At 70.5% G+C, this 12164-nt stretch carries 9 protein-coding genes; 5 read left to right on the top strand and 4 right to left on the bottom strand.

Annotation, left to right across the window (positions count from 1 at the left end):
* The first annotated feature begins 286 nt into the window (after positions 1 to 286).
* The 3 genes from ACIBI4_RS03450 to ACIBI4_RS03440 all read left to right on the top strand — a co-directional run bounded on the left by ACIBI4_RS03450 (position 287) and on the right by ACIBI4_RS03440 (position 3252).
* Positions 287 to 1270, top strand: a complete 984-nt coding sequence (locus ACIBI4_RS03450) for an ABC transporter permease (RefSeq protein WP_399201843.1) — start codon at positions 287 to 289, stop codon at positions 1268 to 1270.
* Entirely contained in the window at positions 1267 to 2193 is a 927-nt protein-coding gene (locus ACIBI4_RS03445) for an ABC transporter permease (protein ID WP_399201842.1), read from the top strand. The genes ACIBI4_RS03450 and ACIBI4_RS03445 overlap by 4 nt, the downstream gene beginning before the upstream one ends.
* Positions 2194 to 2256: 63 nt before the next feature.
* Positions 2257 to 3252, top strand: coding sequence for an ornithine cyclodeaminase family protein (locus ACIBI4_RS03440; protein WP_399201841.1), 996 nt, complete (start codon positions 2257 to 2259; stop codon positions 3250 to 3252).
* A gap of 33 nt (positions 3253 to 3285) precedes the next feature.
* On the opposite strand, the gene mgrA is transcribed toward ACIBI4_RS03440, so the two are convergent.
* Complete coding sequence (gene mgrA / locus ACIBI4_RS03435; protein ID WP_399201840.1) at positions 3286 to 4275, bottom strand: L-glyceraldehyde 3-phosphate reductase; 990 nt, start codon at positions 4273 to 4275, stop codon at positions 3286 to 3288.
* 74 nt (positions 4276 to 4349) lie between these two features.
* Positions 4350 to 5438 (bottom strand): ATP-dependent DNA ligase, encoded by a 1089-nt coding sequence (locus ACIBI4_RS03430; RefSeq protein ID WP_399201839.1) that lies wholly within the window; start codon positions 5436 to 5438, stop codon positions 4350 to 4352.
* A 91-nt stretch (positions 5439 to 5529) separates the two neighbouring features.
* Between ACIBI4_RS03430 and ligD the strand changes: the two genes are divergently transcribed.
* Both ligD and ACIBI4_RS03420 read left to right on the top strand, forming a co-directional pair.
* Entirely contained in the window at positions 5530 to 6546 is a 1017-nt protein-coding gene (gene ligD, locus ACIBI4_RS03425; RefSeq protein WP_399201838.1) for a non-homologous end-joining DNA ligase, read from the top strand.
* Positions 6547 to 6596: 50 nt separating this feature from the next.
* Entirely contained in the window at positions 6597 to 7229 is a 633-nt protein-coding gene (locus tag ACIBI4_RS03420) for a pyridoxamine 5'-phosphate oxidase family protein (protein ID WP_399201837.1), read from the top strand.
* A 69-nt stretch (positions 7230 to 7298) separates the two neighbouring features.
* Here the strand turns inward: ACIBI4_RS03420 and ACIBI4_RS03415 are convergent, their stop codons facing one another.
* Together ACIBI4_RS03415 and ACIBI4_RS03410 are read right to left on the bottom strand one after the other, a co-directional pair.
* Positions 7299 to 9506 carry an OmpL47-type beta-barrel domain-containing protein gene (locus tag ACIBI4_RS03415; protein ID WP_399201836.1) on the bottom strand — a complete coding sequence of 736 codons (2208 nt, stop codon included), beginning with the start codon at positions 9504 to 9506 and terminating at the stop codon, positions 7299 to 7301.
* A gap of 14 nt (positions 9507 to 9520) precedes the next feature.
* On the bottom strand, positions 9521 to 12049 hold the full coding sequence (locus ACIBI4_RS03410) for a ThuA domain-containing protein (protein ID WP_399201835.1): 2529 nt from the start codon (positions 12047 to 12049) through the stop codon (positions 9521 to 9523).
* Positions 12050 to 12164: the final 115 nt, after the last annotated feature.

Genomic DNA, 12164 nt, shown 5'->3' with positions numbered 1-12164 from the left:
CCAACTCCCGCACCCCGAACCGCTCCCGCTCCCACCCAAGGATCCCTCGATGCCCACCCCAACCCCCGCAGTCCCCACCCCAACCCCCGCAGTCCCCACCCCAACCCCCGGCGTCCCCACACCAACCCCCACCAAGCCCCCACCCGACCCCGCCCACGAACCACCAACCCCGCCCTCCACGGACCCCCAACCCCGCAGCCCGCACCTGCGAGAAGCTCTCTGTGACCTCCCCCGTCACCCTCTCTCCGTAGCCCTCCTGGCCGCCCTCTGCGCCACCGCCGTCGGCATGCTGCTCGTCCTCGCCGCCGGGGCCGATCTCGGCACCGCGTGGCAGGCGCTCGACGTGGGGATGTTCGGGTCCGCGTACGCCATCGGGAGTTCGCTCAACTCCGCTGCCGTGCTGGCGCTGATCGCCACCGGGTTCACCGTCGCCCACCGGGCCGGGCTCGTGAACGTCGGCGGTGAGGGGCAGCTGTGTGCCGGCGGGGTCGCGGCCGCCGGAGCCGGGCTCGCGCTGCCCGCGCAGGTGCCCGCGGCACTCGGAGTTCCCCTGATCCTGGCCGCCGGATTCCTCGCCGGGGCGGCGTGGGCGTCCCTCGCCGCCTGGCTGAAGGTGCGGCGCGGCACCAGCGAGGTCATCACCACGCTGCTGCTCAACTTCATCGGCATCGGCATGGTCTCCGTGGCCGTCCACGAGGAGGCGCTGCTGCGTCAGCCCGTCACCTCGTCGGAGACCCTGCCGCAGTCCGCGCCCCTGCCCGCCGGGGCCCAACTGCCCCTGATCGGCGGCCCGGAGTCGCCCGCGACCGCGATCGTGCTGATCGCCGCGGCAGCCGTCGTCGTCACCGGCATCGTCCTGCGGCACGCCGCGCTCGGACTGAAACTGCGGGCTGTCGGCCACTCGCCGGCCGCCTCCGCCCGGCTCGGACTGCCTGTCGGACGGCTCGAAGGCGGCGGACTCGCCTTCGCGGGCGGGCTCGCGGGCGTCGCGGGCGCGGCGCTCGTCGCCACCGCACCGTACGTCCTCGCCGAGCACTTTTCCTCCGGCTACGGCTTCGCGGGGCTCGTCGTCGGACTGCTCGCCCGCGGCTCGCTCACCGCCGTCGCCGCCGCCTCGCTGCTCTTCGGCTTCCTCACCAGCGGCGGCATCAACCTGCAGCTCGCCGCGCAGGTCCCCGCGTCGACCGTGCAGGTCGTCCAGAGCGTCCTGGTCCTGTTCATCGCCGCCGCCATGCTGTTCACCACGCGCCGCCCCGGGAGCCGTCGATGAGTGCCGTAGCCGAAGAACTCGCCTCGGGCGGCGTACGGATGGCGCTCCCGCTGCTCCTCGCCTCCGCCGGTGAGCTGCTCAGCGAACGCGCGGGAGTGCTGAACCTCTCGGTCGAAGGCATGATGCTCACCGGCGCCTTCGCCGGTGCCGTCGGCGCCCACACCTCGGGCAGCGCGGCCGTCGGCGTGCTCACCGCCGTCCTCGCGGGACTGCTGTTCGCCTTGCTCCAGGCCCTGCTCAGCATCACCCTGCGCGCCGACCAGATCGTCACCGGCATCACCGCCAACGCGCTGGCCCTCGGCGCCACGACCTACGGAGCACGGCTGGTCTTCGAGGACGGCGCGGGTGCCAAGACCCTGCCCGGCCTCGACCCGCTGGCCATTCCGGTGCTGCACGACATCCCCGTCCTCGGACCCGCCCTCTTCGAGCAGACACTGCTCGGCTACGCCGCCTTCGCGCTCGCCGTCGCCCTCGCGGTCGCCTTCAGCCGCCGTACGACGGCCGGGCTCGTGATCGACGCGGTCGGCGAGGACGCGCTCTCCGCCGACCGCAGCGGACTCCCCGTCACGACGGTCCGGTACGCGACCGTCCTGCTGACCGGCGTCACCGCGGCGCTCGCCGGCGCGCACCTCGCGCTCTCCGAGGTGCACGCGTTCAGCGACAACCTCACGGGCGGCATCGGCTATCTCGCCGTGGTCGCGGTGATCGCCGGACGCTGGCGCGCCTGGCCGACCCTGCTCGCCTGTCTCGTCTTCGGGCTCGCCCAGTCCCTGCAGTTCGCCGCGCCCGCCCTCGGACTGCACGTCTCCGCGCCGCTCCTGGTGACCCTGCCGTACGTCTTCGCGTTGCTCGCGGTGAGCGGCTTGGTGGGACGCAGCCGGGCGCCTTCGGGGCTCACGGTCCCGTTCGTCCGGGCGAGTTGACGCACACCCGGCACCACATCGGCTCAACCGCACGCACCGAACCACGTCAGGAGTACCCGCCCGATGACGCTGATCCTCACCCGCTCCGTGATCCGCACGCTCCTCGCCGACGCCGTCGAGGACGTCGAGCACACCGTCGCCCGCGCCCACCGCGACCTCGCGCTCGGCCGCGCGGTGCTCCCCGCACCGCCCGCGATGGCGCTGCCCGACGGCGACGGCACGTATCTCGCGATGGCCGCGGCCTCCGCCCCCGACCGGCTCGCGACCGTGAAGCTGCTCGCCGACCTGCCCGGCAACCGAGACCAGGGCCTGCCCGTCCAGCGCTCCGCGGTGCTCGCCGTGGACGCGAGGACCGGCGCGTGCGCGGCGCTCCTCGACGGTGCCGAGCTCACCCGGATCCGTACGGCCGCGGCCACCGCCGTCGCCACCCGAGCCTTGGCCCGCGCCGACGCCCGGACGCTCGGCGTCCTCGGTACGGGACCGCTGGCCCGGGCCCATGTGCGGGCGCTGCTGCCGGGGCGGCCGTACGAACTCGTCCTCGTCTGGGGCCGTACGCAGGAGAACGCTCAGGCGCTCGCCGCCTGGGTCACCGCCGAACTGGGCGTCCCCGCCAAGGTGATGGCCGACGCGCGCGCCGTCACCGAGCACGCCGACGTCCTGTGCACCCTCACCCCGTCGCGCGACCCGCTCGTGCTCGGCGCGTGGCTGAGCGCGGGGCAGCACATCAACGCGGTCGGCGCGCCGCCCCGGCCCGACCACCGCGAACTCGACACGGAGGCGGTGCGCCGCTGCCGTATCGTCGTCGACGCCTACGCGACGGCGCGCGCCAAGTCGGGCGAGGTGCTGATCCCGCTCGCGGAAGGCGCCCTGAGCGAGGACGCCTTCCGCACCGAACTCGGCGCCGTGCTCACCGGCGAGGCCCCGGGCCGCACCTCCGACGAGGAGCTGACGCTCTTCAACTCGGTGGGCGTGGGCCTGCAGGACCTCGCCGTGGCCCGGCTCCTGATCGACCGGGCGGGGGAGCGAGGGCTCGGCACGCAGGTCGATCTCGCGAGCTGAGCGCCCGCGCCCGCCGGCTGCCCCGTCACGCGCTCAGGAGGCCAACAGCTTCTCGATCCGCGCCAGTTCATCCGCCGAGAACTCCAGGTTCTCCGTCGCCGCAACCGAGTCCGCCAGCTGCTCGGCACTGCTGGCGCCCGCGATCGCCGAGGTGACCGTCGGCTCGCGCAGCACCCAGGCCAAGGCCATCTGCGCGAGCGACTGGCCGCGTTCGCGCGCGATGTCGTTGAGGGCCCGCAGGCGCTTCACCTTGTCGTCGGTGATGCCGTCGGCGGTCAGGAACGGGCTCAGGCCCGCCGCGCGTGAGTCGGCGGGAATCCCGTCCAGATAGCGGTTGGTGAGCAGGCCCTGCGCGAGCGGTGAGTACACCACCGAACCGGCACCGGCCTCGCCGAGCGCCGCCCACAGACCGTCCTCCGGAGTGCGGTCGAGCATCGAGTACTTCGGCTGGTGCACCAGGAGCGGGGTGCCCAGCTCGCGCAGGATGCGGGCGGCCTCGCGGGTCTGCTCCGGCGAGTAGTTGGAGATGCCCGCGTACAGCGCCTTGCCGGAGCGCACCGCCGAGTCGAGGGCGCCCATCGTCTCCTCGAGAGGGGTGTCCGGGTCGGGCCGGTGCGAGTAGAAGATGTCGACGTACTCCAGGCCCATGCGCTTGAGGGACTGGTCGAGCGAGCTGAGGACGTACTTGCGCGAACCCCATTCCCCGTACGGTCCGGGCCACATGAGGTAACCCGCCTTCGTCGACACGACGATCTCGTCGCGGTGCGCGCGCAGATCCTCCTGGAAGATCCGGCCGAACGCCGTCTCGGCGGCACCGGGCGGCGGGCCGTAGTTGTTGGCCAGGTCGAAGTGCGTCACGCCGAGGTCGAACGCCTTGTGGATGATGGCGCGCTGGCGGTCGAGGGAGCGCTCCGTACCGAAGTTGTGCCACAGCCCGAGCGAGACGGCGGGCAGCAGCAGACCGCTGCGGCCCGTGCGACGGTACGGCATGGACTCATAACGGCCGGGTGCGGCTGCGTACACGGAAAGGACCTCTCTCCACGGTCAGAAAGCGTTTCCCGCCAGCCTCGCTGGCCGCGGCCCCGCCTGTCCACGCATTACGGCGAAATGTCGCCCGCCTGCCGTGGCCCGAGCACCTCGCTCAGGTCATAGCCCACCGGCTCCTCCAACTGCCCGTACGTACAGCTCTCCGGCGTACGGTCCGGGCGCCAGCGCCGCCATTGCGCGGTGTGCCGGAAGCGGGCCCCGTTCTCCATGTGGTCGTACGCGACCTCCGCGACCCGCTCCGGCCGCAATGCCACCCAGGACAGGTCCTTCTTGCCGGTCCAGCGGCTCGTCGCACCGGGCAGCCGCGCCGACTCGTGCGCGGACTCGTCCGCCCACGCCGCCCACGGGTGGCCCTCGGCGGACTCCATCCGCAGCGGCTCGAGCTCCGTGACGAGTTCCTCGCGGCGCTTCATCGGGAACGCGGCGCACACCCCGACGTGCTGCAGCGCACCCTCCGCGTCGTACAGACCGAGCAGCAGCGACCCGACGACGGGGCCGCTCTTGTGGAAGCGGTAGCCGGCGATCACCACGTCGGCGGTGCGCTCGTGCTTGATCTTGTACATGAGGCGCTCGTTCTGCCGGTACAGGAGATCCAGCGGCTTCGCGATCACCCCGTCCAGACCCGCGCCCTCGTACTGCTCGAACCAGCGCCGCGCCACCTCCTGATCGGTGGTCGCCGGCGCGATGTGCACGGGCGCCCGCGCACCGGCGAGCGCCATGACCAGCTGAGCGCGGCGGTCCGCGAGCGGCGTGTCGAGCAGGGAGACGTCACCGAGCGCGAGCAGGTCGAACGCGACGAACGAGGCAGGGGTCTGCTCCGCGAGCAGCTTCACGCGGGAGGCCGCCGGGTGGATGCGCTCGGTGAGCGCGTCGAAGTCGAGGCGTCCGTCCCGGGCGATCACCACCTCGCCGTCGAGGACGCTGCGCGCCGGAAGGTTCGCTTTCAACGAGGCGATCAGCTCGGGAAAGTACCTGGTCAGCGGCTTGCCTGTACGGCTTGTCACCTCGATCTCGTCCCCGTCGCGGAACACGATGGCCCGGAAACCGTCCCACTTCGCCTCGTACTGCATCTCCGGCGGGATCTTGGCCACGGACTTCGCGAGCATCGGCTTGACGGGCGGCATCACCGGCAGGTCCATGCCTCCGATTGTGCTGGCTCCCGGCCCGCGGCGCCCGGTGGATCCGTACTTCCATGTGCAGCGCGACCCCGCCCCGCCTACCGTGACAGGCATGGGTGGAGCTGCGATCGAGCTGGACGCGGGCGGCCGGAAGGTGCGGCTTTCGAGCCCGGACAAGATCTTCTTTCCGGAGACCGGCTATACGAAGCGTGACGTCGCCGAGTACTACCTGAGCGTCGGTGACGGCATCCTGCGTGCCCTGAAGAACCGTCCGACGACCCTGGAGCGCTATCCGGACGGGGTCGGCGGCGAGTCGTTCTTCCAGAAGCGCGCCGCGAAGAACACCCCGGACTGGATCCCGACCGCCGAGATCACCTTCCCCAGCGGACGCAAGGCGACCGAGATCTGTCCGAGCGAGGTGGCGGCGGTGATCTGGGCGGCCCAGTTCGGCACGCTCACCTTCCACCCCTGGCCCTCCCGCGCCGCCGACACCGACCACCCCGACGAGCTGCGCATCGACCTCGACCCCCAGCCGGGCACGGACTTCTCGGACGCCGTGCGCGCGGCGCACGAACTGCGTGCCGTGCTCGACGAGTTCGGCGGCCTGGTCGGCTGGCCCAAGACCTCCGGCGGCCGCGGGCTGCATGTCTTCGTGCCGATCGAGCCGCGCTGGGACTTCATCGAGGTGCGGCACGCGGTGATCGCCGCGGGGCGCGAACTGGAGCGCCGGATGCCGGACGCGGTGACCACGGCATGGTGGAAGGAGGAGCGCGGCGCGAAGATCTTCATCGACTACAACCAGGCGGCCCGCGACCGCACCATCGCCTCCGCCTACTCGGTGCGCCCCCGGCCCCATGCCCCCGTCTCCGCCCCTCTGACCTGGGACGAGGTCGACGACGCACGGCCCGAGGACTTCGACATCAGGACCATGCCGGTCCGCTACGCGGAACGCGGCGACGTCCACGCCGACATGGACGCCGCCCGCCACACCCTGGACGCCCTCCTCGAACTCTCCGAGCGCGACGCGAAGGACCGCGGCCTCGGCGACCTCCCGTATCCGCCGGACTATCCCAAGATGCCGGGCGAGCCCAAGCGCGTGCAGCCGAGCCGCGCGAAGAAGGAGGAATAGCGCCGGTTAGGGTGAGGCCGTCTTGATCACTCGCGTACCTGGGGGGTGCCGTGGACACGGCCGGCTTTACCGAGATCAGCACGGTCGAGGAACTGCGTGAACTGCTGGGGGAGCCCGGCCACCGGGCCGCGGGCAAGGTCCGCACCGAGCTGCAGGACTTCGACAAGGAGTGGCTCGCCCACTCCCCGTTCGCCGTGATCGCCACCGCGGACGGAAGCGGCTGGTGCGACGCCTCGCCGAAGGGCGACCCGCCCGGCTTCACCCAGGTCCTCGACGAGCGGACCCTCGCGATACCCGAGCGGCCCGGCAACCGCCGTACCGACGGCTACCTCAACATCCTCGCCAACCCCCGGGTCGGCCTCCTCTTCATCATCCCGGGCCGCGCCGACACGCTCCGGATCAACGGCCGCGCGCGACTCGTCAAGGACGCACCGTTCTTCGACGCCATGGTGGTCAAGGGCCACCGGCCCAAGCTCGCGCTGGTCGTGGAGATCGAGGAGGTCTTCTTCCACTGCGCCAAGTCCCTGCACCGCTCGCAGCTGTGGAAGCAGGAGACCTGGGACCCGCAGGCGGTGCCCTCGGCCGGGCAGATCGCCAAGGCCACCACCCGCAAGGACCAGGACCTCGCGTTCCTGGAGGTCCACTTCGGCCCCTCGTACGCCGACAAGGTCTACGAGGACTGACCTCGCCACGACGCGACAGTGCCCCCATCCCGTACAGCCCGGATGGGGGCACCGCCGACGCGCCTGCTGCTACAGCTCCTTGATGCGGATGTCGCGGTACGAGACCACATCCGTCACACCGTGGACCTGGAGCCCGAGGTAGCCGGACGCGAAGCGCCGTCCGTCCGTGCCCGGGTCGTCGCCCCTCGGCGGTTCGAAGACCTGGCCGCCGGTGTTGTCGAACTCGTTGATCAGCACTCCGTTGCGGAAGATCTTGTAGTGCTGGTCGACGACCTGGATCTCGTAGTCGTTCCACGTGCCCTTCGGGGTCACGCCCGCACCGGCCAGACCCACGCGGTCGAAGCCGTAGATCGAACCGGTCTTGTACATGTCGCCGTCAGGACGGTCGAACACCTGCACCTCGTGCCCGTACTTGATGGCGACCCACTCCGGACGCGGCTCCTCCGGGTGGTCGTGGGGGTTCGGGAAGCGCACGAAGACACCGGAGTTGGTGTTGCCGTTCTCCGGAGCGTCGTCCCGCCACTGGAGCTTCAGCGAGAAGTTCTCGTACTTGCGCTCGGGGAACCACAGCATGCCCAGACCCGACTTCGACGTGCCCGAGGTCATGGTGCCGTCCTCGTTCAGGCCGAACGAACCGCCGCCCACGTGCTGCCACTTGTCGAACGACGACCGGGTGCCGTCGAAGAGCGTGCGGTAGCCGGTGGTGTTGCCGGGCTTGCCGATGCCCGACTGCTTGGCGGCCTGGTAGATCAGCCGGCCCTCACGGGCGTTGATGATCCCCTCCTTGACGAGCCGGTCGCGCACCGTGTCCACGTGCTTGAGGAACAGGGCGTGCGACGACCAGGACTTCTCGTCCTCGATCAGCTCGCCGATCGTGCAGCGCGACTTCGTCATCCGGTTGGGCACACCCGTGTTGACCGCGCCGACGAACACCGTGTCGCGCTCGTCGAACTCCGGGCAGGTCGGCGCGGAAGGATCCCCGCCCTCGACGACCGTGAGCGCGATCTCCCGCGCCTCGGAGGCGTTGCCCGCCTTGTCCGTGGCCCGGTAGAGCAGCTCGTGCCGCCCGAAGCGGTCGAGTGTCACCGGCTGGGTGTACGCGACGTACGGGGCGCCGTCGAGTGAGTACTCGACCTTGTCCACCCCGGACTCGGCGTCGGTCGCGGTGACCGTCACCTTCGCCGAACCGACGTACGCGCCGTCGGAGTTGGTGTTCCCGTCGACCTTCGCCGAGACCTCCGGCGCCGTCTCGTCCTTGGCGGGCGGTGCGACGAGCGTGAAGTCCACGCTCTTCTCGGCCGCCGCGTTCCCGGCCTTGTCCGTGGCCCGGTAGCGCACCTTGTAGGTGCCCGGGTCGTGGAACATCACCGGGGCGGTGTACGGCTGCCAGGCACCGTCCGCGCCGACCGCGTACTCGGTGGTGTTGACCCCCGAGCCCGCGTCCGTCGCCGAGACCGTGACCGTGGCCATGCCGACGTACTGGCCCTGTTCGTTCTTCTCACCGGTCACCTCGGCCGAGGTCTCCGGCGCCGTGGTGTCGTCCGTGTCCGGCGCGGCCACCTTGAACGACTCGGACTTCTCGGCGGCCACGTTGCCCGCCTTGTCCGTGGCCCGGTACCGGATCTTGTGATCGCCGACCGTGTTCACCACGACAGGACCGGTGTACGGCTGCCACGCGCCGTCGTCGCCCACTGCGAACTCGACCTTGTCGACGCCCGAACCGCCGTTCTCGTCCACGGCGTCGACCGTGACGGTCGCCTGGCCGACATACGCGCCGTCGGCGTTCTTGGTGCCGTCCACCTTCGCCGACGTGGTGGGCGCCGTGGTGTCCTCGCCGCCGCCCTCGGTCACGACGAGGATGCCCTGCATCGTGCCGTGGCCCGGGATCGTGCAGTGGTACAGGTACCGGCCGGGGGTGAGGACCACCTCGGCGGTGTGCCGTCCGCCCTGGTCGTCGTTCGGATTGGCCAGGACGTTCAGCGGCACGTCGTTGTTGTACTCGGGATCCGAGATGTCGAAGGTCAGCGTGTGCGGCATCCCGGTGGTGTTGCCGGTCGCCGTGCTGTTCTCGAAGACGATCGTCGTCGCCCCCGCCACCGCCGTGGTCGGCGCCGACAGGTACTTGTCGATCGGGTCGCCCGCCGTCCAGGTCAATGTCTGCGCGGCGGCCGCGTCCTGCTTGGCCTCGGCCTTGCCGAGCTCCTCGCCGTACGCCACCGGGGCCGAGAGGCCCAGCACCAGCAGCAAGGTGGCAAGCAGCAGCCTCAGAGGTCTCATGCGCATCGTCCGTCTCATCCCTGAGCCCCTCTCGCCAGCTGGTCCGCGGCCGGGGTCGCCGCGCCGCCCTGGTAACTGACCTTCCAGAGCGCCGACTTCGCGTCCGAGGTGAAGAAGCCGCGGCCGTAGTCGAGGACGTACAGCGAGCCGTCCGGACCGAACTTCCAGTCCATCAGGTTGTTGATGGCGTTGGTGCCACCCGGAATGATCTTCTTCAGGGACTCGGCGTGGACCGGGATACCGCCCTTGCCGACCGTCTTCGGGTCGGTGAGGATCGCGTGCCGCGGCTGGTCGCCGAAGTAGAAGTCGCCGACGAACCACTTGCCGTCCCAGTACGCGGGCCAGGCGCCCTCGCCCGCGGTGGCACCGTCATAGCGGTAGACCGGGCCGTTCATCGTGGCCTGGCCGCCGCCCTTGAGCCACGGCAGCAGGAACTTCTGCTCCTCGGCCTTGTACGACGGAATGCCGTTCGCGTCCCGCGGGAAGTCCGGTCCGCCGCCCGACGGCGAGTACCAGATGGTGTTGGACGTGATCGGCGGCAGCTTCACCAGACCGTCGTTGTTCGGCGACTCGTTGCGCGGAGCGTCGCAGTTGTACCAGCCGAGCGGCTTGGTCGGATCCGGCAGGTTCCGGTCGCGGTAGGGCTGCTTGTTGCCCATGCAGTACGGCCAGCCGTGGTTGCCGGGACCGGTGATCGCGGCGAACGTGTCGTACTTCGCCGGGCCCCACGTGGTCGACGGCGCCCCGGCGTCCGGGCCGACCCACCCCGCGTACAGGATGTCGGTCTTCTGGTCCACGAAGATGCGCGCCGGGTTGCGCACGCCCATCACGTAGATCTCGCCGCGGGTCTTCCCGCCGCCCTCGTCCGGCTCCTGGCCCGTGAACAGGTTGCCGGCGGGCAGGGTGTACGTGCCGTCGTCCTCGGGGTGGATCCGCAGGATCTTGCCGTTGAGGTTGTTGGTGTTGCCCGCGGTGCGCCGCGCGTCCGCGAAGGAGACGCCCTTGTAGTTGGGCTCGGGGTTGTTGCCCGAGTAACCGTCGCTGAACCGGCTGGAGTTGTTGTCACCGGTCGCGATGTACAGGTTGCCCTTCGAGTCCCACGACATCCCGCCGCCCGCGTGACAGCAGCTGTGGATCTGCACCGGCCACTGCAGCAGGACCTTCTCGCTGGCCAGGTCCAGCTTGTTGGTCTCCAGGTCGAGCGTGAAGCGGGAGACGTAGCGCTGGGCCATCCGCTTGTCACGGTCGATCTTGGAATGCGGTGTGTAGTGCAGATAGACCCAGCCGTTGCTGAGGAAGTCCGGGTCGAGCTCGATGCCGAGCAGCCCCTCCTCGACCTTGATCAGCTCATCGCCGCCGCCCTTGTTGCCGAACACGCTGAGCGCGGCGGCCTTGGTGACCTGCTTGGTCTTCGGGTCGTAGACGTGGACCTCGCCGTTGCCCTTGCCGATGTCCGGGTCGCTCCAGTCCGTGACGACCGGCTGCGAGGAGTCCGCGCCGCCGCGGCCGATGTACAGGACCCGGCCGTCCTTGGCGGTGACAAGCCCGTGCGGCTCACCGATCTGGTCGTTCTGGCCCGGCTGGTTCGGCACCGTGAGCCGTTCGGCCGTGTAGTTGGCGTCGATCGTCGCCTTGCAGTCGGCGCGCACCAGACGCGTCGTCCAGTTCAGGGCGCCGCGCAGATGCGTACGGAAGTCGGTCTCGCTGTACGCGTCCGCCGTACCGCCCATCGCGGTGTAGAAGGAACGCCCGCCGTCGTAGTCACGGCACCAGGAGACCGGGTGGTCCCAGCCGTTGGCGCCCTCGCCCGGTTTGTACGTGGACTCGCGCACGCGCGCGATGGTGTGGACCTTGCCCGACGGGTTCTCCTTCCAGTTGAACCACTTGTCGGGGCGCTTCCACTGCACCGGCAGATCCTTGGTGGCCGGATGCCGGCGGTCACCGAGCTCGACGGTGGCGCGCTGCGAGGTCGCGCCGCTGCCGGCGGTGGGCCGGGCACCGATCAGACCGGTGAACCAGTCCGAGTACGGCTCCGTGCGCGCGGCGTCATGCAGGCCGACGAAGCCGCCGCCCGCCTCCATGTACGCCTCCAGGCCCAGCTCCTGCTCGGCGTCGAGGACATCGCCGCCACCGGTCAGGAAGACCACGGCGTTGAACTTGCCGAGCGCCTTCTCGTTGGTGAAGACGTTCGCGTTGTCGCTCGCCGTGATGGCGAACCTCTGGTTCTCCGGACCGGTCAGACCGATCCGCTCGATGGCCTCGATCCCCGCGTTGACCACGGGGGACTCCGCGGTCGCGGAGGCGTAGAAGACCAGCACCCGTACGTTGCTGCCGCCCGGGGGCGACGGCAGTGACATCGTTGTCTGCTCGGTCGCGGTCTTCGGCGGGTCCGGGTAGGGACGCGCGGTGGCCGGCGATGTGGCGAGCAGTCCGGCGGTCACGGCGGTCGCCGCGATCCCGGCTGCCCAGGCTCGTCTCGATCTGCGTCGTGCCGTGCTCAACCCTCGGTGTTTCCAGGGCTGTTGATGCGGTGGTAGCCGCATGTGTTCACCCACCCCTCGTCCGTAACGGCAACAGCGCCTAGGAAAGTAGACGGCTTTGCCCCGTCCGCCAATAGCTATGACCGGACTGGCACGAACTTTGTCCTGAGTGTGGATA

The sequence above is a fragment of the Streptomyces sp. NPDC050418 genome, from assembly GCF_044458745.1.
In the GTDB taxonomy this organism is placed as follows: domain Bacteria; phylum Actinomycetota; class Actinomycetes; order Streptomycetales; family Streptomycetaceae; genus Streptomyces.
The sequence above is the reverse complement of the archived record's forward strand: the minus strand, read 5'-3'. Positions and strand labels throughout refer to the sequence as shown.